We start from the raw sequence: 21,106 nt of genomic DNA, 5'->3' as shown, positions 1-21,106 counted from the left end.
TCGGGAGCACCTCAACCCGGGCGGGCCGTCCCATGATGCCCATGCCTACCAATCGCAACTCAGCCATGCTGTTCCACCTTTTCTTTAGAAGTGCAGGAAATGCGTATACAGCAGCGCCAGGCAGCCTACGACCGCGGCCAGCAGCACGCTGTGCTTCAGCATCAGCCGAAACAGCTTCGACTGGTTGTCGTTGTCCATCCCTGTGGCCGCGGCCGCCACCACAATCGTCTGCAGGCTGATCATCTTGCCCACCACACCGCCCGATGAGTTCGCAGCCGCCATCAGCACGGGACTCAACCCCAATCGCTCCGCTGTCACTACTTGCAGGCTTCCAAACAAGGCATTGGCCGACGTGTCCGACCCTGTCAGGAATACGCCTATCCAACCTAGAATCGCGCTAAAGAAAGGGAACAAGGCTCCACTCGCCGCAAATGCGAGCCCAAGCGTCGCGGTCGCGCCCGAATAGTTCATCAGAAACGCCATGCCCAGCACTGACACCACTGTCGTGACCGGCAGCATCAGCTGCTTCGCCGTGGCGGCAAGCACCTGGCCAAAGGTCCGCAGCGACACGCGTAGAAACAATGCGCTGCAGATCGTCGCGCCCATACACGACGTGCCGGACGCGGCCAGCAGGTTCAGCACAAACGGCGCGTGATACGGCTGCTTCTGGGCAACCACCGGAGCCATGCGAAAGACCTGGTCGTGCAGCATCGGCCACGTCACGTTGAATGTGCCGGCCGCCAGCAGGTGCTGAACCGGCTTCACGCTCCAAAGCAACACAAACACCACCAGGAACGCATAGGGCATCCACGCGGTCACCACGTCGCTCACACTCAGCTGCAGCAGATCTGTTCCATCCGCCGCCGGTGCAATCGCGTCCCGCTCCCCACGAAAGGCAGCTTCCAACTCCGGCGGCACGCCCGTGGTGGGGCGAAATCGGCACAGCAGAAACAGCGCAAGCATCGCAAAAATCGAGGCCAGAATATCGGTAAGCGCCGGGCCCACGTAGGTCCCCACCACAAACTGCGTCCCGCCAAACACTACGCCCGTGACGACGCATGGCACGATGGCGAAACGCAACATCCGCCACCCGCCCATGGCCAGCACCATGTATGCCGGAACGATCAGCGCAACCGGAGCACAGATTGCAGCAACCGCCGCGCTCAGCTTCAGCAGCGGCAGTCCCGTTGTCGCGGACAGCGTCAGCAGCGGCGTTCCAATCGAACCAAAGGCAACCGGCGCCGTATTTGCCAGCAAACAAATCGCCGCAGCGCGAAAGGGTGAAAAGCCAAGCCCGGCCATCATTGCAGCAGCAATGGCAACCGGCGTGCCGAATCCCGCGGCGCCCTCGATGAAGGCTCCGAACGCGAAAGCGATCAGCAGCGCCTGCGACGGAGCATCCTGAGTCAACTGCCCGATCAATGCCCGGATCAACGCGAACTTGCCCGTCACCGTCGTGATGCGGAACAGCGCAATCGCCCAGAACACGATCCAGCAGATAGGAAAAAGTCCGAATGCCACGCCGTACGCGGCAGCGCTGAACGCAAGCACGGCCGGCATACGGTAACAGGTCAGCGCGACCAACAGGCTTATGCCCAATCCCCACAGCCCGGCAAGCCACGCCGGCTTGCGCAGCACGCCCAGCAACAGCAGCACCGTCAGAACCGGCAGGGCCGCAATGGTTGCGGAGACCGCAGTCCCTTGGCCAAACAGCGTGTATGTCTGCTGCCAGTTCACGTACTCGCCTCGTCTGCTTCGCCGAGCGACTCTGCTCAATCGAGCTTCGCAACCGGCGTGACAGCAGCGTCGTTGCGAACCTGGGCAAAGCCCTCTTTGAAAACGCGAGGATAGTAGGGTTGTCAGACCAATCGTGTCAAGAAAAATGACGCAGATACATCAAAGGCGCTGTAAAGCCTTGATCTAAATGAGTGTTGCAGCCTGCCTGTCAAGCCATCAACTCTAAAGAAGCCACGCATGGTCTGACCAATGCCAGCAATGGTCTGACCATATAGCGCCGGCAGTTCTGGCCCCTTCCACGGTGACGTGTAACCGGAATCATCGCTCTCCGGTCCGCGTGGTATGGTGTTGCCTGATGCCGAAGGACACGCTCCAGATTGGTCAGGCAGTACCGCCCAGACGCATCGCTCGCAAGTCTGCCGCCTCGCCGAAAGCTTCCATCAGCGACGAGATCGTCCGGCAGGTCATGAAGCAGATCTCCTCCGGCAATCTGCAGCCGGGTCAGCGCCTGCCTTCTGAGCGCGAACTTTGCAAGCAGTTCCAGGCGGGCAGGTCGTCGCTTCGCGAAGCACTTCGATGCTTGTCCATCATGGGCGTGCTTACCGCCCGTGTGGGTGAAGGTACTTCGGTTGCGGTCGACGGCAACAAGTTTCTCGGCACCGTAATGGAGTGGCGCGTCATCACGGGCCGCTACGATTTGCGCAACCTCATGGAGGTTCGCCTCGCCTTGGAGGGCGTTGCCGCGGCAAGCGCAGCCGAGCGAGCCTCCCCAGAGGAAATCGCCGAAATGGAAGATCTCGTCTTGCGCATGCGCGATTCGCTGCGCGACGCCAAACGGTTTAGCGCTCTCGATCTCGATTTCCATCTACGAATCGCTCGCGCCTCGCGCAATCAAGTGTTGCTCGATATGCTCACCCTGGTGCGCAGCCAGCTCGCTCAAACAGTTGCAACGGTGCTGAAACTGAAGAACGCAATTCCGCTCTCATTGAAGGAGCACGAGGCTCTTGTCAAGGCCGTCCGTCGCCGCAACCCCGAGGCAGCTCGCCGCGCGATGCAGGCGCACCTCACCGCGGCCATTCGCCGCTTCGACTCCACCCAGGAAAAGATTCACACGGTCTAGCGAACGACGCCTTCCCTTAAATCAGCTTCAATAGTCATACAGATGTTCCAGCGTCACGTCTTGCGGTAATGCTGCGAACACCGTGGGTAACTGCGAGACCGGCATCAGAATCAGCGTCCGTTTCGTTGCCTGCTGACTCGCAATCGGCTGAACGATAAGTGTCTGCGTACCCGGCAGGGAAGCCTGCCACTGCGCCGGAGATAGGAAGCTCGCGCTGATCAGTTCATTGCCGGAGATCTGCCGAATCCGGGCACCCGCGGCGACGAGCTGGCGCAGCCGCGGCGTGAATTCAGCGTACCGGGGCAGCTCTACAATCGCGCTGCCGGCACTGGGTTCCGCCACAAACCGCAGATGGGGTACTTTCGCTATCGCCGCGCGTTGCTGGGGTTCATAACTAATCCAGACTGCCGTCTCTGTATCTTCGTAGCCGTAACTGGCGTGCGTTCCAAGCTCGATGATCTCGCAGTAGATTGCCTCGACACCGTAGTCCAGTGAAAGCCAGGCGCGGCGTTCCAGGGACCGCACGAAGTGCCTGGAGCGGAAAGGAACGGTGCCCCACAATCCGGCGAGCGCCTTGCGGAACGAATACTCGTAGAAGGGGCGCACGTGCACAAACGCGGCATAGTCTTCGGCTACGTTCGCAGCGTATCGATCCTCTTCGACCATCTCGCCAGGCGCCGTCCGTTCACTCAGCCTGCCAATCGTCTTCTCATACGCGCCCTTGATGGCATACTCCAGCGTGAACGACGTTCCGATCACCGCCAGCATGACATGGTCGCCTGTGGCAAATGGGTACGCGTGACGCGTGAAACCATACATGCGACAGTATGCCTGCCAAAATTGTGCGATGTCGGCACCGTAAGTAAATCCGCTGGGTAAGTGCCCTTGCTGGTAATCAGCCTTAGCCTGGTAGCTCCAGACGATGTACCACTCCGGATAGGTGTAAAAAGTGTCTACCTCGTCACGAGCGTAAGTCTTGACGCCGGCGGCTTCGGCCGGCGCGTGATGCGAAGCAGGTGTTACTGGCAGCGCAAGAGGTTCCGGTGCGCAGTGGACCACGAACACAATGGCGCAAACAGCGGCGACGGCAAATGCCAGCAGCGCCAGCCGCAGCGGAACGCGGAATAGCTTAAGCAATCGCCGCATCGGCTGGAGCGTACGCGGTGCGCTTGCCCACGTTGACCGCAATCAGGAACGCAGCGATCGACACCACCAGGTGCGGCCCGTTCACCAGAACATTCTTGATCAGCGGCAGCGTGTGTAGATGCGTCACAAAGTAGGTGATCACATCGGCGGCGTAGAAGAAGCCCAGAAACCAGAAGTACACGCGTGCGGCACGCGGCCCGATAAAGGCACAAATGAGCGCGAGCGTGCCCAGTCCCAGGTGTCCGACATCCACAAAGGTAGTCATGGAAAACAGCCCGAACATCTTGCCGTTTGCATCCATCACCCCGGGCACAAAGTCCAGCGCATACACTGCCAGAAACAGCAGAGCGAAACCAAAGCCGCATTTTTGAATGGTGGTAAAGCGACGCATCTCTTTCTACCTCCATGCCACTGAAATCATAAGCACGCCGTATACTCGCGCCCATGCGAGAGATGCGGGACACCGTGATCCGGGTTGCGGTACTGAGTGTTGTTATGGTGACTGCCGTTGGCTGCAGAAGTAAGACCGCGGCGGGCGCTGGTTTCGGTGGACAGCAGCCGGCAGCGTTGGCAGCGAGCACCACCGATGCCGGCCTGCATGCCGTGCATGACGCTTTGTTTGCGTCCTTCCTGCCCGTGCACGATCTGCCAAATGAGCCACAGACCGAAGCTCTGCTGGCGAGTGCGCGCGATGGCATCTGGAAGCAGGGGAGTGCAGCATCGGCTATGCGGGCACTGCTGCAGCCCTTCACCGACCTGCGCACCTTCGGCGCTGCCTGCAAACTGCAGGAAGTGGACGGCGGAAACGACGCAGTCTCGTATGCGGATCTTTCGCCCGGTCAGCAGCAGGCCGTGCTTCTGCGCCTGCAGAACTGCCCCGCCGCAGAGCCGCGGCGTCTGGCTGCGACCGTGCGCAATTTTTACATCGTGCGCGGCTATGGTGCTGTTCAGGGTCCGCTCACGGGTGTGCAGCTGGACCTGTTTGCGCCGCCAGCTTATCTACAGGCGCACACGCCCAGGCTGGCGCCTTCGCGCCTGGTGTATGACCCGGCTTCCAAAGAGGTGAAAGAAAGCGACGGTCACGACATCGACGTGCTGATCGTGGGCAGCGGTCCTGCTGGTTCCGTGCTGGCACACGAGCTGCGGCGCGGCGGCAAGCGTGTGGTGCTGCTGGAGCGCGGCTCGTTTGTCATTCCAGGCGCAATGGAGACGCGCTTGATCGACGACCTGATCGATACCCGGGCTTCCAGCGACGGCACCATCCGTGTGCGGAACGGCATGGGAGTCGGTGGTGGAACGACCGTCAATGTCGACCTCTGCTTCGCTCCGACCAGCACGCCCATCCGCACAAAAATTGAAGGCTGGCGCAGCGAGGGCCGCATTGCTCCTGCGCAACTGACGCAGGCAGAACTGTCTCGCGAATACGATTGGGTCAAACATACCGTGGGCACGCGAACGCTCACCGAAAGTGAGATCAATCGCAACAATCGCGTCCTGTGGGACGGCGCGCGCCAGTCAGGCATGCACCCAAAGCTGTATGCGTTGAATACCTACGCGCCTGGTAAATCGCCGTCACCGGTAACGGACAAGCGGTCCGCCGAAAGCGGGCTGCTGCTGAACGCGCTCGAGGACAAAGTCAACCCTCTCGCACTGGTGCCGGATGCGGATGTTCGTCGCGTGCTCTTCCATAATGACAATGGTCAACAACAGGCGATCGGTGTTGAGGTGCAAAGCCGGACATCCATTCAGGAACAGGGGATCATTGCCGATCCCGCAAACCTGAAGCTGTCCGCGGGGCAAACCTACACCGTGCATGCGAAGACGGTGATCCTGTCTGCCGGAGCACTCGGTTCGCCAACGGTGCTGCTGCGGAGCGGCGTCAGGAACGACCAGATCGGTCGCGGCATCGTGCTGCACCCTTCCATGCCCATCATGGGCCGCTTCGATGAGACCATCGATCTGATGAAGGGAACAGAGGCTTCTGTCTACGTGGACGACAAGCTGGTGGATCGCCACTATGCGATGGAATCCATGGCCGACCAGCCCCTGTATGCCGCACTGATGAGTCCAGGGCCGGCGCGCCACAGTCTTGAGATGATTCGCGATTTCCGAAACCTGGCAGGCTTTGGAGTCATGCTGGTGGACACGCCGCAGCCGAACAATCGCGTCGTGCTGGATAAGGAAGGCAATCCGCAAATTGATTACACGCTGAGCGAGGACGATAAGAAGCGCTTCGCGGAAGGCGTTGCGGAGGCGATCCGTGTCATGTTTCGCGCGGGTGCAACCAAGGTGTACCTGCCGACAACAGAAGACATTCTTGGACAGCAGAGCGGCGGCCCGGCGGCAGAGGTGCAGCGTGGCATGCCTGCCGCGGTAAGCAGCGAGGTGCTCACCTCGCCGGATCAAGCTGCGCTGGTCGAAAAGAATCTTCGCTTCATTTCAAACCGCTCTGTCGTCACCTCTGCCCACATGCAGGCCACGGACAAGATGGGCACCGCGCCGCAGAACAGCGTCGTGGGTCAGGATTTTCACGTTTGGGGCACGGAACACCTGTATGTGGTCGACGGTAGCATCTTCCCGACCTCTGCGGGTGCGAATCCGATGCAGACCATCTACACGGTTGCGAAAATCTTCGCAGATCATTGGAACGGAGGGCGGGAGCTCCCTCCCGCCGCAAGGTGATCAAGGTGCAAAAGAGGAGCTTGCATCCAGCGCATAACCAAAGTCAGGGCGGGGCGGTCTTCTCGTTCGAAGCGTAAAGCAGTAGGCTGGAAACATCAGCGATCCACAAAGCTCGACGGCTTGGATTCGCAAATCACACTCTGTTGCCCAAAGCGAGGGGACATCTATGCAGTTCGTCATCAACGGCAAAGCGACCGAGATTGAGTTCGACGCGCGAACCTCTTTGCTCGATCTGCTTCGCGACCACCTGGATTTGCATGGCTCCAAAAAAGGTTGCAACCAGGGCGCGTGCGGCGCCTGCACGGTGCTGGTGGAGGGCGAGCGCATCCTGTCGTGCCTTGCGCTGGCCGTGCAATACCAGGGTCAAAACATCACCACCATTGAAGGCCTGGCGACAGACGGCCAGCTCCATCCGCTGCAGCAGGCCTTCCTTGAGCACGACGGATATCAGTGCGGTTACTGCACCCCCGGCCAGATCTGCTCCGCCATCGGCATGGCAGCCGAGGCAAAGCGCGGCATGCCCAGTCACGTCACGCGCGACCTTGCCGCCGGTCTGGTCACTCTGGACCGCGATGAACTGCGCGAGCGCATGAGCGGCAATCTTTGCCGCTGCGGCGCCTACAACGGCATCGTCGATGCCATCACCGAATACGTGGAGGCCCAGTGAATACCTTCACCTATACCCGCGCCAACGAAGCCGCCGACGCCATCCGCCTCGGCAACCTGAACGGCGCAAAATACCTGGGCGGCGGCACCAACCTGGTCGACCTCATGCGCGAGACCATTGAGCGTCCCGCCTCGCTGGTCGACATCACCGGGCTTTCCACCGCCATCGAAGAAACGGCGCAGGGCGGCCTGCGCATCGGTGCCGGCGTCCGCAACTCAGCCGTGGCGGAGCACCGGCTCGTGCGCGATCGTTACCCCGTGCTCGCCCGCGCCATTCTTGCCGGCGCCTCGGGACAGATCCGCAACATGGCCACCGTCGGCGGCAATCTGCTGCAGCGCACCCGCTGCACCTACTTCTACGACGATGACGGCTCGCGGTGTAACAAGCGGACCCCGGGCCAAGGATGCGATGCCATCGGCGGCTTCAACCGGATCCATGCCATCCTTGGCGCGTCCGAGGCCTGCATCGCAACCCATCCCTCTGACATGTGCGTGGCCCTCGCCGCGCTCGACGCGACCGTGCACCTGAGCGGTTCGAAGGGCGAGCGCACCCTTCCGTTCACCGAACTGCATCGCCTGCCAGGCGACACTCCGCAGATCGAAACAGAATTACAACCAGGCGAGCTCATCACGGCCGTCGAATTGCCGCCGCTCGCGTTCGCGAAACGCTCCACCTATCGCAAGGTCCGCGACCGCGCCAGCTACGCTTTCGCTCTCGTCTCGGTTGCGGCCGCACTGGAGCTCGACGGTACCACTGTCAAAGACGTCCGCCTCGCCCTGGGTGGCGTTGCGCACAAACCATGGCGCGCCCGCACCGCGGAAGATGCTTTGCGCGGCAAAGCGGCTACGGCTGAAAACTTCCGCGCCGCCGCGGAAGCGGAGCTTGCCGCCGCGCAACCACGCGAGCACAACGCATTCAAAGTCGAACTCGCCAACCGCACCATTACCGCCGTGCTCCAGCAGCTCGCACAGGAGGCCGCATGAGCCTGAAATCCGCAGCAACAAAAGTCGTGCGCAACATCGTCGAAGCCGCGCCTGACTCGTGGATGCCGGGCGCCAAGCCCGACCCGCTCATCACACAGCACAAGCACGGCCATAAAGGCGGTCTAATCGGCGCCCCCATCTCGCGCGTCGACGGCCCGTTGAAGGTACGTGGCGCCGCGCCCTTTGCCGCGGAGTTTCCGGTGACCGGCATGCTCTACGCCGCCGTCGCGTTCAGCACCATCCCCAAGGGCCGCATGACCGAGCTCGACACCGCAGCCGCCGAAGCCGCGCCCGGCGTCCGCCTGGTCATGACGTATAAGAACGCGCCGAAGCTGAAGCCGACGCCCATCTTCAACTCCAAACCCAAGGCGGCTGGCCCCGACGACCTGCCCATCATGCAGGATGACCGCATCCACTGGAACGGCCAACCTATCGCCGTCGTTCTGGCCGACACGCAGGAAGAGGCCGACCATGCCAAGTCGCTGATCCGCGTCAGCTATCAGGCTGAGCCCGCGGTCACGCACTTCAACGAAGCGTTGCAACACCCGCGCGAGCTCGACGACATCATGATGGAGCCGGCGCGCGTGAAAGTGGGCGATGCAGAAGCCGCACTGGCCGCCGCGCCACACCGCGTTGACCTGACCTACCGCACGCCGCGCTACAACCACAACCCGATCGAACTGCACGCCGTCACGCTGTTCTGGGACGATGGCGAACTGTACATCCATGACGCCTCCCAGGGTGTCGTCCAGACCGCCTGGACCCTGGCTCAGGTCTTCGGCCTTGACGAAAAGCAGGTTCACATCTCGTCGCCGTATGTGGGCGGCGGCTTCGGTTCCAAGACTCTGTGGCACCATCATGTGCTCGCCGCTGCGGCTTCCAAACTCAGCGGTCAGCCCGTACGCTGCGTGCTTTCGCGGGAGGGCGTGTATCGCACGGTTGGCGGACGCACCGTCACGGAGCAGCGCGTCGCCATCGGCTCGGATGCGGAAGGTCATTTTGCATCGCTGATCCACACGGGCACCACCGCCATGACCCCGCACAACAACTTGCCGGAGCAGTTCAGTTTTCCTGCGCGGCACGCCTATGCCTCACCAAACCTCAGCATCGGCCAGAACGTCGCAGACATGGACATGCTCGCGAACACCTTCATGCGAGCTCCCGGCGAGTCGGTCGGCACCTTTGCGCTGGAGTGTGCGGTCGACGAGCTTGCCGAGCAACTCGACATCGATCCGATTGAGTTGCGTCTGCGCAACGAGCCGGAGAAAGACCCCGCCTCCGGCAAGCCCTTCTCCTCGCGCAATGTCGAGAAAATGTTCCGTGACGGCGCGGAGCGTTTCGGTTGGTCTGAGCGCAGCAGCACTCCCGCCACACGTCGCGACGGCGAATGGTTGATTGGCATGGGATGTGCCGAGGGAACCTACCCCTACTACCGCATGCCCGGCGCAAAGGCGACCCTCACACTCACCAGCGATGGCCGCGCGGTCGCTTCCTTCTCAGCGCATGAGATGGGCATGGGCACCGCCACCGTGCAGGCGCAGATCGTCGCGGAGCGCCTCGGCTTGACCCTGCCTTGCGTCAGCATCAGCTACGGCAACTCGTCCATCGACGGCACAGTCCTCGCCGGCGGTTCGTCGCAAACCGCCTCGGTCGGCGCGGCGGTCATTGCCGCCCACACGGAACTCGTCAAGAAGCTCATTCAGCTCGCCGGCAAGGACTCGCCTCTGCACGGCCTGAAACCCGATGAGGTCGACACGCGCGATGGCGGCATCTGGAGCCTGGCCGATCCCTCGCGTGGCGAGACCTTCGCCGCCATCTTTCACCGCTCCGGTCAGGAAGAGGTCACTGTCGTCGGCGACCCACCCCCGCCGCTGGAAATGATGCACTGGGCCATGCACTCTTTCAGCGCGGTGTTTGTCGAGGTCGGCGTGAACACGGTCACCGGCGAAACCCGCGTCCGGCGCATGCTCGGCTCCTTCGACTGCGGCAAAATCCTGAATAGCAAAACCGCCGCTAGTCAGTTCCGCGGCGGCATGATCATGGGCGTCGGCCTGGCGCTCATGGAAGAAACACAGTGGGACGAGCGCAACGGCCGCGTCATGAACCCCAGCCTGGCCGAGTATCACGTGCCCGTCCACATGGACATTCCCGAGATAGACATTCTCTGGACCGACATCCCCGACCCGCACGCACCCATGGGCGCGCACGGCATCGGTGAGATCGGCATCACGGGTGTCGGCGCGGCGATCTCGAATGCGATCTACAACGCCTGCGGAAAGCGGGTGCGCGACCTGCCAATCACCCTGGACAAGCTGCTCGACTGATTCGCATTCAGCGCGAAGCCGGAAGGACCGTCGAAGAAAGCACAGCTTCTCGCCCATCAAATTCAGGCCGAGTCCACAGAACACAGCGGCAAGCGTGACCAGGCCCACGGCCTGGCCACGCTTGCCGCTGTCCATGCGTTTGGCCGGCATTCGTCGTGGTTGGCGAACACAACCGCGCATTATTACTGCCTTCACATTGTGTTCATCGCTCTGTTACAGTGGCGCGGTTCACTCAAAGCCATGCGACAACCCCTTCGCCAGTTCCCGCTGTTCGTCTGTCTCGCGTCTGCCGCTGTCACGCTTGCACCCGCCGCCCTGCACGCGCAATACGAAAACGGCAGCGTGCTCGGCACGATTCGCGACGGGAGCGGGGCGCCGGTCCCGAACGCCGACGTCACCATCGTGAACACCGCCACCGGCGTCAGCAATGCGGCAAAAACCGACTCGGTCGGCAACTATAACGTGCCGCAGTTGCGCGTTGGCGTGTACACAATCACGGCGACCGCGCTCGGCTTCTCCAGTGCCGTCGCGCAGAACATCTCCGTCGCCGTCGGCAACCGCCAGCGCATCGACCTTTCGCTCAAAATCGGCACTGCCGAGTCTACGGTGGAAGTGACGGACGTCGCCCTGCAGGTGCAGACCGAGTCCAGCCAGCGCGACCAGACCATCACCAACTACCAGTCGGAAGCGCTGCCCATCGTCAACCGCAACTACTCTGACCTGCTCGGCCTCGTCACCGGTGTGCGTCAGGCGCCCTCCGCCGCGACCACCTCCTCCAACGGCAACAGCCTCATCCGCCAGGGCGCCTACAACGTCAACGGCCAGCGCTCCGTCTTCAACAACTTCCTGCTCGACGGCATGGACAACAACAGCTACGGCGAATCCAACCAGGGCTTCGACAACCAGATCATCGCCGTTCCGCCCGACTCCGTCGCGCAGTTCAGCGTCGTCACCAACAACGAAAGCGCGGAGTACGGCCGCAGCTCGGGCGCAACCATCAACGTCGCCTCGCAATCGGGCACCAACCGGTTCCACGGCACGGCGTATGACTTCTTCCGCAACACCGACCTGAATGCCGGCGGCTTCTTCAAGCCCACGCTGATCGGCACCAACGGCCCTGTCCCGTTTCGCAAGCCTACGACCAATCGCAACCAGTTCGGTGGCAACGTCGGCGGCCCCATCTTCCATGACAAGTTCTTCTTCTTCCTGGACTACGAGGGTCTGCGCGCCATTACCAAGCCGTTGTTCGTGCTTACGCTGCCCACCCAGAATGAGTTGAACGGCATCCTTGTCGTGCCCGTGCGCAACCCCATCACGGGTGCCACCTACGCTGCCGGTCAGCGCATTCCAACCAACGCCTTCAACCCACTCTCGCTGCAGATCGTGCGCGCGTTTCAGGCCATCCCCGGCCTTCCCGGCTCCGGCTCCGCCACCACAGGGCAGAACTCCAACGACTACTCCGTCCAGGTGCCCTTTAAGGATTACGGCGACAAGGGAGACCTCCGCCTCGACTACGCCCCAAACGCGTCGTCGCGTTACTTTCTGCGGATCAGCGAGCGCAAGGAGACGGGCACCAACGCCCCCACCATTCCGCTGCCGCTGGAAGGTCAAACCTCCGGCCCACAGCGCATCCTTGACCAGCAGATCGCTCTCGGCTATACCGGCCTCTTCGGCGCGAACCGCGTTCTTGACGTCCGTCTCGGTCTGTCTCGCACCAAAGCGGGCAAGACGCCGCTCAGCATCGGCTCCACGAACTTCAACATCCCCGGCCTGCCCACCGCCGCAAACATCGCAGGCGGCCTGCCGGCCATCGGCATCTCCGGTGGCTTCTCCGGCTTCGGCCGCCAGACCACGAACCCGCAGTTTCAGAATCCTGCACTGCTCGACCCCAAGATCAACTACACCTGGGTGCGCGGCAACCACTCGCTCAAGTTTGGGTACGAGTACGAAAAGATCTGGATGGGTGTGCTCGACAACAACCCGCTCTACGGCCAGCTCTCATTTGGTGGCGGTTACAGCGCGATAGGAACCAAGGTGGCCGACAGCTACTGGGCCGACTTTTTGTTCGGCACCACCAGCAGCTACGCGCTGGCTAACAATTTTGAGGCGCACCTCCGCCAGACCCTGCACAGCGCCTACGCTCAGGACGACTGGAAGGTCGGCCCCAACCTCACCCTGAACATCGGTCTGCGCTGGGAGTACGGTTCGCCGTACTCTGAGAAGAACAACTACATCTCTAACTGGGATCCCACAACGCAAACCGTGCTCACGCTCTCACCGGGATCTGTTGCCGGCAATGGCATCACGCCGATTCGGCCAGGCGGTGTTTACGGCAAGTCGCTGGTGAACCCCGATTTGAATGACTTCGCGCCACGCATCGGCTTCGCGTACGCCGCCACGCCCAGGACTTCGCTTCGCGGCGGCTTCGGCACCAGCTTTGTGCACTACTATCGCGCTGGCTCGGGCAATATCCTTGCGATCAACGCGCCACAAGCGCAGTTCGCCGCAGTGAACCAGATTACGCCCAGCACAACGAACCATTGCACATCGCCACTGCCCGCGCAGATCGTGCCGACCGGCTCCACCACGGAAAGCTGCTACGTCACCGCCGATCAGGGCTTTCCCGCGACGCTCGCGACCAACTTCAACCCCGCCACCGACAACATCACCTGGGTCCCGCGAAACACGCGTGACAGCTATGTTGAGAATTACTATCTTGCGATTCAGCGCCAGCTTTTCAAAAACAGCCTGGTCGATGTCGCATACGTCGGCAACCATGGTGTCAAGCTGCAGGGCTTTCTGAACGGCAACCAGCGCAACGTACTCGGCGGCACGCTTGCGGCGCCCCTCTACTCGCGCCCCTTTGGCAACTGGCCGTCTGACATCACCGAAGCACTCAACGACTTCAGCTCCAACTACAACTCGCTCCAGGTTCGCTACGAACAGCGCATGGTCGGCGGCCTGACACTGCTGAACAGCTTCACCTGGTCGCATTCGCTCGACCAATTGGCGGCATCGCTTGAGGGCAACTCCCCCTCGCTGCAGGATGCGAATAATCCCAACCGCGATTACAGCCAATCCGACTACAACACGCCGGTCATCAACGTCACAAGCCTTGTGTACGAACTGCCCTTCGGACGCGGCCGCCACTTCGGCAGCAATATGAATCCCGTGGTCGACGCAGTGCTTGGCGGATGGCAGCTTACCGGAGTCAACACGGCGCAGGCGGGCACCCCCTTTAATCTGACCTACACGCCGAACTCGGCACAGCTCGGCTCCACCCAGATCACCGCCAGCTATCGCGGCGTGAACCTCTACCGCTTCAATCGCGTTGCCGGCCAGCCGCTCACGCAGGGCCGCAAGGTGCGCCAGGCAAACACCGGCTACGTGCAATACGTCAACTACGCCGCGCTGCAACTGCCTGCCATCACCAATGCCGCGGGCATTCTTCAGTCGCCGTTCGGGAACCTGTCACGCAACCCGGGCCGCACGCCAGCGTTTTACCAAACGGACCTCGACCTGAATAAACAGTTCCGGCTGCCGCTGGAAGGCGCCAAGCTGGAATTCCGCTCCGAGCTCTACAACGTCTTCAATCACACCAATCTCTACCTTCCCAGCAGCCCCACAGGCACCCAGGGAACCACTCCAACCGGGGGCGGCCTCGTCACCAGCACCTTCACGCCGCGCGTGGTTCAGTTCGCACTCAAGGTGCTCTTCTAACCCGCTGTGAAAGCTGAACCAGGAAAAGCGGCCTGCTTGCAGGCCGCTTTTCTGTTCCACACGGACTTGTGGCAAACCCGCTGCCCCGAAACGTGTGCATCGGCCCCTAACTTGCACCACCGCAGGAACTTACGCGTAAGTCACTGTGATTGCAAGAACTACAAATCCTCTGCGCGAAAACCCCATTCCGGAGAATAACTTAGCATTTTGGGGGAGGGGGGGGAGGCGTGGGGACAATCTCGCGCTACAACCATCGCTTCCATCGAAAGTACAGAAGCGGACCGATCGCCGACAGCACCATCAATCCAAGCGCGTACAGATACCCCAGATGCCAGTGCAGCTCTGGCATCTTCTCGAAGTTCATGCCATAGATGGACCCGATCAGTGTTGGCGGCAAAAATACCACCGCCGCCACGCTGAGCGTCTTCATAATCGCGTTCTGCTGGATGGAAATGAGACCCAGGTTGCTGTCCAGCAGAAACTGTATCTGCGTCTGCATGAAGTTGTCATGCTCCAGCAAAGACTGCACATCCGTTCCCAACGTCTTCAGACGGACGTGCAACGCACGATCCTCGTGCAGTTCGGCGGCGAGAAACGGCACCGCACGGCCAACGCTATGCAAACTCTCCCGCACGCGCGACGCAAGATCACCGCTTTGCCCGATCTGTTTCAGCACTCGTCCCAGGTCGGCCGCCGCAATCGACTTCATCGCACCCGCGTTCTGCGAAAAGATTTCGCGCGACACCGGATCCAGCGCATCGCCGATCTCCTCCAGAATGTCCGCGTCGCGGTCCACCAGCGTCTCCAGAAAACACAGCATTGCCGACATGCTGGTCGTGATCGCGCTGCTTTCCTTACCAACTCTTGCCACGAACTCTGTAAATGCCTTCGGCGACCCATACCGCACCGTAACCAGCATCGTCTCAGTCCGCACCAGCGTGATCGAGCTTAGCCGTGGCTGCTCGTCGGGAGTACGCACAACGGCCCGCACCGTCACAAACGTACCGTGATCCTCGTGATACAGGTTGCTGCTGCTCTCCACCTCACGCATCTCGGCACGCGTAGGAATCTGCACATGCAGCACCTCTTCGACCCGATGCTCCTCGTCCGCTGTCGGGTCGAACAGGTCAACCCAGAGTGCGTCTTGGACGGAGCCGTTTGCGTCCGCCAGAAGCTTGCCGCTTTGGAGCAGGTACGTCGTGATCATGCGCGTACATCATAGCTGCGTCGGCGTCTTGATGCAGACCCGCTATCTCACGCGGCGCGCAACTGACCTTACAAATGCAGTAATAGCGCCACCCGGTACGTCACGAATGACGCCGCATACGCCAGCACCGTCATGTACCCGAACTGCACCAGCGGCCATGTCCAGCTGTTCGTTTCCCGGCGGACCACGGCCAACGTGGCGGTGCATTGCATCGCCAGCGCAAAGAAAATCATCAGCGCCAGAGCGCCAGGCAGGCCGATGTCGGCCCGCAGCAGGTCGCCCGGATGCACGCTGTTGTACAGCGTCGACAGCGTCGAAACGACACTCTCCCGCGCCACAAACGCCGTGAGCAGCGAAATCCCGACCGGCCGGTTGAAGCCAAGCGGATGCAGCAACGGCTCAATCAGCCCACCCACCCACGCCAAAATGCTCGACCCCACCGGGCTGGGTTGCCCGTTACGTAGCGGTAGGTGCGCCAGGAACCAGACGATCAGGTTCAGCACCAGGATCACGGTCGCAACCTGCTTCAGGAAAACCTTGCTCCGATCCACGATCGCCAGCGCAATGGTGCGCAGCCGGGGCATGCGATAGTTCGGCAATTCGATCGCAAACGCCGAGGCCTGCCCGCGCATCACCGAGGAGCGCAGCAGCAACGCCGTCAACAAGGCTGCCAGCAGGCCCGTCAGATAAAGCGCCATCATGGTGATTGCCTGCAGACCGACAATGCCGCCTAGAACCGGTCGCGCCGGAATGAATGCGGCGATCAGCAGCGCATACACTGGCAGCCGCGCCGAACACGTCATGAACGGCGCAATCAGAATGGTCGCAATGCGGTCTCGTTTTGAGGGGATCGCGCGCGTCGCCATGATGGCCGGCACCGCGCACGCATACGCAGAAAGCAGCGGCAGAAATGACCGCCCGTTCAGGCCCACGCGTCCCATCGTCCGATCGGCGATCACCGCCGCGCGCGCCATGTAGCCGCTGTCCTCCAGCACCGTGATCACCAGGAACATGCAGAGAATCTGCGGCAAAAACCCAAGGATCGACGCAATGCCGTTCCAGATGCCGTCCACCACGATGGCGCGCAGAATGGTGTCGGGCAGCACCGCGCCTGCCTTGGTGCCGATGTCGCCGAGCCAGTTCGTCAGCGCCTGCCCGGCGGGGTAAGCAAAGCGAAAGATGACCTGGAACGCAAGCAGCAGGAAAACAAGACACAGAATCGGCCCGGCAATCGGGTGCAGCGCCCAGCGGTCCACCGCGCGCGTGAGCGTGGAATGTTCGGGCCGCCGGTACGCACCCGCCGCGGTCAGGTCGCCGCAGTTGGGAGCACAGCTTGCGGCGTTGCCGCCCGCCTGCAACACGGGCAAAACGTTTGCGGGCGCATGTTCCTGGTGAAGCCACTTGGTGATCGCGTCCATGCCGGTGCCTCGGGCGGCGCTGATGAGCGCCGTAGGCGTGTGCAGTTCGCGCGCGATTGCCAGCGGATCGATAAAGCCTTTGCGCTGCTCCAGCTCATCGGCCATGTTAATCAGCAGCATGGTCGGCAGCTTGCAGGCCAGCACCTCGCCAATCAGCAAGCTGTACCGGTGGAATTGCGTGCCGTCCACGATGAGCAGAACGGCGTCGAGCTTCGGCAGGGCAGGCTGCTCGCCTTGCAGAATGGAAACCGCGATTTTCTGGTCCTCAGAACTCGGCGTCAGCGTCCAGACGCCGGGCAGGTCGATGACGGTCTTGCCGCTGCCACGCAGCCTTCCAGTGCGGTGCTCTACAGTCACGCCGGAGTAGTTCGAGACCTTCTGGCGAAGCCCCGTGAGCCGGTTGAACAGCGTGGACTTGCCGACGTTCGGCGGCCCGATCAGGCCAATGGTTTGAAAGTCCATGCGCTATTCCGGCCTGCGAATCTTGACGGTAAGCGCGGTCGCTTCGCGGAGGGCGACGTCTGATCCGTCGACCCGCACGATCAGCATGGTCTTGCGGCTCAGGTGACGAACAATCTCCACTTCAGCCCCGGGCACCACGCCCAGGCCGCACAGTTGGCAGTGCGCCTCGCTCATCGCCACGCCGGTGACGACAGCCTTTTCTCCCGTGCTCAGCTCTGCCAGGTGCAACCGCAACTCCGGGGCGTGGAGGGTATGAGGCACGCCCGCTTTGTGATGATACCAAGAATGCGGACCGCCTTGGTCTGAGATGCCCGGTTCGGGCGCGTATCTCGTCTGCTCTTTGCGATTGCTCCGTTTCGCTGCGGCCCATTCCCGTCGCGTCACGTATAACGGACATACCGCAACCAATCTGCACCTCAGGAGACCTCATGCGTCGTCTTGCCGTCCTTGCCGTGGCCGCTGTTTTGCTGCAGCCGCTTTCCACGCTTCACGCGCAGCAGGCGCAGGCAGTGGACATCAGTAAGCCGCTGCAGGGCTTTACGGCGGCCGATTCCGCCACCGAGCGGCAATGGGAGACGAAGTTCCAGGCGATGCCGGATGCGAAAAAGATCAGCGACAACATGCACCTGCTGGCCGCTCATCCGCACAATGTGGGGTCTGCCGCGCAACGTGCCAACGCAGACTGGCTGCTGAAGCAGTACCTGTCGTGGGGCTGGGACGCGCACATCGAGCAGTTCGACGTGCTGTACCCAACGCCCAAAACGCGCGTGCTGGAGCTGACCGGCGCTAAGCCGTACAAGGCGCGGCTAATGGAACCCGAGGTGCCGGAGGACCCGTATACGCATGACAAAAGCCCTGCGATGCCGCCGTACAACATCTACGCCGCCGATGGCGATGTGACCGCGCCGCTGATCTATGTGAACTATGGCAATAAAGCCGATTACGAGGAGCTGGATCGCTATGGCGTCAGCGTGAAGGGTGCGGTCGTAATCGCACGTTACGGTGGTGGCTGGCGTGGTCTGAAGCCGAAGCTGGCCGCCATGCACGGCGCGGTGGGCTGCATCATTTACAGCGATCCGGCGGACGACGGCTTTGCGACGGGCGACACCATTCCTGCCGGCCCGATGCGGCCGCAGTGGGGTGTGCAGCGCGGTTCGGTTGCCGATACCACGTTGTACGCAGGCGATCCTTTGACGCCGGGTGTGGCGTCGGTGCCCGGTGCGAAACGCCTTGCGATCGCGGACGCGAAGGTGATCATGCCGATTCCGACGATCCCAATCAGCTGGGGTGACGCGCAACCGCTGCTGGCGTCGCTGCAGGGGCGTACGGTGCCTGCCACGTGGCGCGGCGCGTTACCGCTAACGTACAAGTTCGGTCCCAGCGCGGCAAAGGTGCACCTGAAGATCGAGTCCGACTGGGGCACCAAACCTGTGCTAGACGTGGTCGCCATGCTCAAGGGCTCCGAGGAGCCGGACACCTGGATCGTGCGCGGAAACCACTACGACGGATGGGTGAATGGAGCCGATGATCCGATCAGCGGACAGTCGGCCATGATCGAAGAGGCCCGGGCGCTGGGCGAGCTGCACAAGCAGGGCTGGCAGCCGAAGCGAACGCTGGTCTACGCGTCCTGGGATGGTGAAGAGCCAGGCCTGCTGGGTTCGACCGAGTGGGCAGAGGCGCATGCAGACGAGCTGACCAAGCACGGCGCGATCTACATCAACTCGGATGAGAACGGGCGCGGCTTCTTCGGCGCGCAGGGATCGCAAAGCTATGAGCTGCTGGTGAATGACGTCGTTCGCGAGATGACCGACCCCGAAAGCAAGTCCACCGTGTTTGAGCGCCAGCGCGCCGCCCAGCAGGCAGGTCGCGGCCGCGGCGGCAGCCGTCCCGACGCTGGCGAGGCGCGGGCGACCGTTGCGCTCGGTCCGGCCGGCAGCGGGTCGGACTACGCCGGCTTTGTCGATCACCTGGGTGTGGCGTCCATCAACATCGGCTTTGGCGGCGAGGACCACAGTGGCACGTACCACTCGGCCTATGACACGCCGTGGCACTGGGACCAGTTCGCCGACCGCGACGAGGTATACGGCAAGTTGTTTGCGCAGACCGCAGGAACGATCGTAATGCGCGTTGCGGACGCGGATGTGATGCCGCTGAGCTTTCACGAACTCGCACTGACTGTAAAAGATTACAGCGACAACTTAAAGTCAGAGGTGAAGGATCTGCGGCAGGCTGCGGAGCGCCGGAACCGCGCGCTGAAGAGCGGAGCGTACACGCTGGCGAACGATCCGAAGAACCCGATGCAGCCACCGCCGGCGCTGCCGGTGCCGCCGCAAATGGATTTCGGCACGCTGGATACGGCGATCACGCGGCTGGATGCCGCGGCGACCAAATACGGCAACGTTAGCGCTAACGCTGCCGCACTGCCCGCCGCACAGCGGCTGACATTGAACAACGATCTGGCAATTGCGGAGCGCAAGCTGCTGAGCGATGCCGGGTTGCCGGGGCGGCCGTGGGTGAAACACCTACTGTATGCGCCGGGCACGTACACAGGGTATGGTGCGAGCACGTTACCAGGAGTTCGCGAGGCAGTCGAGGACGGCCGCTACGACGAGGCACAGCAGCAACTGGGCGTGCTGGTGCAAGCACTAAACGACGAGGCGGCGTACATTGAGAAACTGGCCGGCGAGGTTGGCGGGCAGTAGACGCCGTCCGCCGCCAGTTCACGCAACGTAAGCGCTTACGTAGGGGAGATGAGCATGACAGGTCGTCGCGAGTTTTTGAGAATGTCAGGTCTGGCGATGGGCGCGGTTGCGCTCTCGCCGTCGTTGCTGGCGTGGGCTGCTGAGGCCTCGCAGGCTGTCGCGACGCACGCAATCGGCGTGCTGCCGCCGTTGGGATACGCTCCGGATTCGCTGGAGCCGTTCATCGACGCGCAGACCATGTCGATTCACCATGACAAGCACCACAAGGCTTACGTGGACAACCTGGTCAAGGCGATCGGAGACGACCCAAAGCTGTCCTCCATGCCCGTCGAGGTGCTGGTCGCCAACCTGCAGACCGTTGCGGAGGAGAAGCGGACCGCGGTGCGGAATCAGGGTGGCGGTCACGCCAATCATTCGCTCTTCTGGCCATCGCTCAAGAAGAACAATGGTGCTGTGCCGAACGGGGAGCTGGGAAAAGCGATCGACAAGAATTTCGGCAGTTTCCCGGCTTTTCAGAAGGTGTTCACGAAGGCGGCGCTGAGCCAGTTCGGCAGCGGCTGGGCATGGCTGGCGCTGAAGCAGGACGGAACCTTGCAGGTGATTGGCACCAGCAATCAGGACACGCCGCTGTCCGCCGGTATGCCGCCGATCTTCGGGATCGACGTTTGGGAACACGCGTATTACCTGAAGTATCAGAACCGCCGGCCGGAGTATGTGCAGGCGTTCTACAACGTCGTCAACTGGGATTTCGTGCAGGAGAGATACGCGGCGCTGAAGAAGGTATAGCGACGCTGTCTCGGGTATTCTCGTGGGTCTAAGCTCTTTTGGCGCGATGCTGGCACCGCATTGTCATTTCGACCGGAGCAGGACAGCTTTACCGTCCTGCGCAGTGGAGAACCCGCATTTTGATTGCGGCGACACGTGGGTCCGGAGCGCCT

At 62.0% G+C, this 21,106-nt stretch carries 14 protein-coding genes; 8 read left to right on the top strand and 6 right to left on the bottom strand.

Going from position 1 to position 21,106, the window contains the following annotated elements; all coding sequences use genetic code 11:
• Positions 1-84: 84 nt before the first annotated feature.
• Complete coding sequence (locus tag ACOFKT_RS09160; protein WP_419803685.1) at positions 85-1,737, bottom strand: L-lactate permease; 1,653 nt, start codon at positions 1,735-1,737, stop codon at positions 85-87.
• A gap of 355 nt (positions 1,738-2,092) precedes the next feature.
• On the opposite strand from ACOFKT_RS09160, the gene ACOFKT_RS09155 reads away from it, so the two are divergent.
• Positions 2,093-2,857: a FadR/GntR family transcriptional regulator gene (locus ACOFKT_RS09155; RefSeq protein WP_419803684.1), complete on the top strand. Its 765-nt coding sequence runs from the start codon at positions 2,093-2,095 to the stop codon at positions 2,855-2,857.
• A 27-nt stretch (positions 2,858-2,884) separates the two neighbouring features.
• Here the strand turns inward: ACOFKT_RS09155 and ACOFKT_RS09150 are convergent, their stop codons facing one another.
• Together ACOFKT_RS09150 and ACOFKT_RS09145 are read right to left on the bottom strand one after the other, a co-directional pair.
• Positions 2,885-4,003, bottom strand: coding sequence for a hypothetical protein (locus ACOFKT_RS09150; RefSeq protein WP_419803683.1), 1,119 nt, complete (start codon positions 4,001-4,003; stop codon positions 2,885-2,887).
• Positions 3,987-4,394 (bottom strand): hypothetical protein, encoded by a 408-nt coding sequence (locus ACOFKT_RS09145; protein ID WP_419803682.1) that lies wholly within the window; start codon positions 4,392-4,394, stop codon positions 3,987-3,989. The genes ACOFKT_RS09150 and ACOFKT_RS09145 overlap by 17 nt, the downstream gene beginning before the upstream one ends.
• 53 nt (positions 4,395-4,447) lie before the next feature.
• Here ACOFKT_RS09145 and ACOFKT_RS09140 point away from each other — a divergent pair, with 53 nt between their 5' ends.
• From ACOFKT_RS09140 to ACOFKT_RS09120, 5 genes are all read left to right on the top strand, one after another.
• On the top strand, positions 4,448-6,685 hold the full coding sequence (locus ACOFKT_RS09140) for a GMC oxidoreductase (protein WP_419803681.1): 2,238 nt from the start codon (positions 4,448-4,450) through the stop codon (positions 6,683-6,685).
• Between the two features lie 166 nt (positions 6,686-6,851).
• Positions 6,852-7,352, top strand: a complete 501-nt coding sequence (locus ACOFKT_RS09135) for a 2Fe-2S iron-sulfur cluster-binding protein (RefSeq protein WP_419803680.1) — start codon at positions 6,852-6,854, stop codon at positions 7,350-7,352.
• Positions 7,349-8,335: an FAD binding domain-containing protein gene (locus ACOFKT_RS09130; RefSeq protein WP_419803679.1), complete on the top strand. Its 987-nt coding sequence runs from the start codon at positions 7,349-7,351 to the stop codon at positions 8,333-8,335. Before ACOFKT_RS09135 ends, ACOFKT_RS09130 begins: the two co-directional genes overlap by 4 nt.
• Positions 8,332-10,659 carry a xanthine dehydrogenase family protein molybdopterin-binding subunit gene (locus ACOFKT_RS09125; RefSeq protein ID WP_419803678.1) on the top strand — a complete coding sequence of 776 codons (2,328 nt, stop codon included), beginning with the start codon at positions 8,332-8,334 and terminating at the stop codon, positions 10,657-10,659. Before ACOFKT_RS09130 ends, ACOFKT_RS09125 begins: the two co-directional genes overlap by 4 nt.
• A gap of 240 nt (positions 10,660-10,899) precedes the next feature.
• Positions 10,900-14,379 carry a TonB-dependent receptor domain-containing protein gene (locus ACOFKT_RS09120; RefSeq protein ID WP_419803677.1) on the top strand — a complete coding sequence of 1,160 codons (3,480 nt, stop codon included), beginning with the start codon at positions 10,900-10,902 and terminating at the stop codon, positions 14,377-14,379.
• Positions 14,380-14,623: 244 nt separating this feature from the next.
• Here the strand turns inward: ACOFKT_RS09120 and ACOFKT_RS09115 are convergent, their stop codons facing one another.
• The 3 genes from ACOFKT_RS09115 to ACOFKT_RS09105 all read right to left on the bottom strand — a co-directional run bounded on the left by ACOFKT_RS09115 (position 14,624) and on the right by ACOFKT_RS09105 (position 17,727).
• Positions 14,624-15,586, bottom strand: coding sequence for a magnesium transporter CorA family protein (locus tag ACOFKT_RS09115; protein ID WP_419803676.1), 963 nt, complete (start codon positions 15,584-15,586; stop codon positions 14,624-14,626).
• A gap of 68 nt (positions 15,587-15,654) precedes the next feature.
• Positions 15,655-17,466: a ferrous iron transporter B gene (feoB, locus tag ACOFKT_RS09110; protein ID WP_419803675.1), complete on the bottom strand. Its 1,812-nt coding sequence runs from the start codon at positions 17,464-17,466 to the stop codon at positions 15,655-15,657.
• Between the two features lie 3 nt (positions 17,467-17,469).
• The gene (locus ACOFKT_RS09105; RefSeq protein WP_419803674.1) at positions 17,470-17,727 is read right to left on the bottom strand and encodes a FeoA family protein; all 258 of its coding nucleotides are present in this window, start codon (positions 17,725-17,727) and stop codon (positions 17,470-17,472) included.
• A 167-nt stretch (positions 17,728-17,894) separates the two neighbouring features.
• Between ACOFKT_RS09105 and ACOFKT_RS09100 the strand changes: the two genes are divergently transcribed.
• Positions 17,895-20,168, top strand: coding sequence for a transferrin receptor-like dimerization domain-containing protein (locus ACOFKT_RS09100; RefSeq protein ID WP_419803673.1), 2,274 nt, complete (start codon positions 17,895-17,897; stop codon positions 20,166-20,168).
• A 54-nt stretch (positions 20,169-20,222) separates the two neighbouring features.
• Positions 20,223-20,954: a superoxide dismutase gene (locus ACOFKT_RS09095; protein WP_419803672.1), complete on the top strand. Its 732-nt coding sequence runs from the start codon at positions 20,223-20,225 to the stop codon at positions 20,952-20,954.
• The last annotated feature ends 152 nt before the right edge of the window (positions 20,955-21,106 follow it).

This window comes from Terriglobus sp., from assembly GCF_965201105.1.
Classification (GTDB): domain Bacteria; phylum Acidobacteriota; class Terriglobia; order Terriglobales; family Acidobacteriaceae; genus Terriglobus.
Note: the sequence above shows the minus strand (reverse complement) of the source record. Positions and strands in the feature narration are given on the sequence as shown.

Coding starts and splice junctions, on each gene's coding strand:
- ACOFKT_RS09155 (WP_419803684.1), top strand. CDS start 2,093: ATGCCGAAGGACACGCTCCAGATTGGTCAGGCAGTACCGCCCAGACGC.
- ACOFKT_RS09150 (WP_419803683.1), bottom strand. CDS start 4,003: ATGCGGCGATTGCTTAAGCTATTCCGCGTTCCGCTGCGGCTGGCGCTG.
- ACOFKT_RS09145 (WP_419803682.1), bottom strand. CDS start 4,394: ATGCGTCGCTTTACCACCATTCAAAAATGCGGCTTTGGTTTCGCTCTG.
- ACOFKT_RS09140 (WP_419803681.1), top strand. CDS start 4,448: ATGCGAGAGATGCGGGACACCGTGATCCGGGTTGCGGTACTGAGTGTT.
- ACOFKT_RS09135 (WP_419803680.1), top strand. CDS start 6,852: ATGCAGTTCGTCATCAACGGCAAAGCGACCGAGATTGAGTTCGACGCG.
- ACOFKT_RS09125 (WP_419803678.1), top strand. CDS start 8,332: ATGAGCCTGAAATCCGCAGCAACAAAAGTCGTGCGCAACATCGTCGAA.
- ACOFKT_RS09120 (WP_419803677.1), top strand. CDS start 10,900: ATGCGACAACCCCTTCGCCAGTTCCCGCTGTTCGTCTGTCTCGCGTCT.
- ACOFKT_RS09115 (WP_419803676.1), bottom strand. CDS start 15,586: ATGATCACGACGTACCTGCTCCAAAGCGGCAAGCTTCTGGCGGACGCA.
- feoB (WP_419803675.1), bottom strand. CDS start 17,466: ATGGACTTTCAAACCATTGGCCTGATCGGGCCGCCGAACGTCGGCAAG.
- ACOFKT_RS09100 (WP_419803673.1), top strand. CDS start 17,895: ATGCGTCGTCTTGCCGTCCTTGCCGTGGCCGCTGTTTTGCTGCAGCCG.
- ACOFKT_RS09095 (WP_419803672.1), top strand. CDS start 20,223: ATGACAGGTCGTCGCGAGTTTTTGAGAATGTCAGGTCTGGCGATGGGC.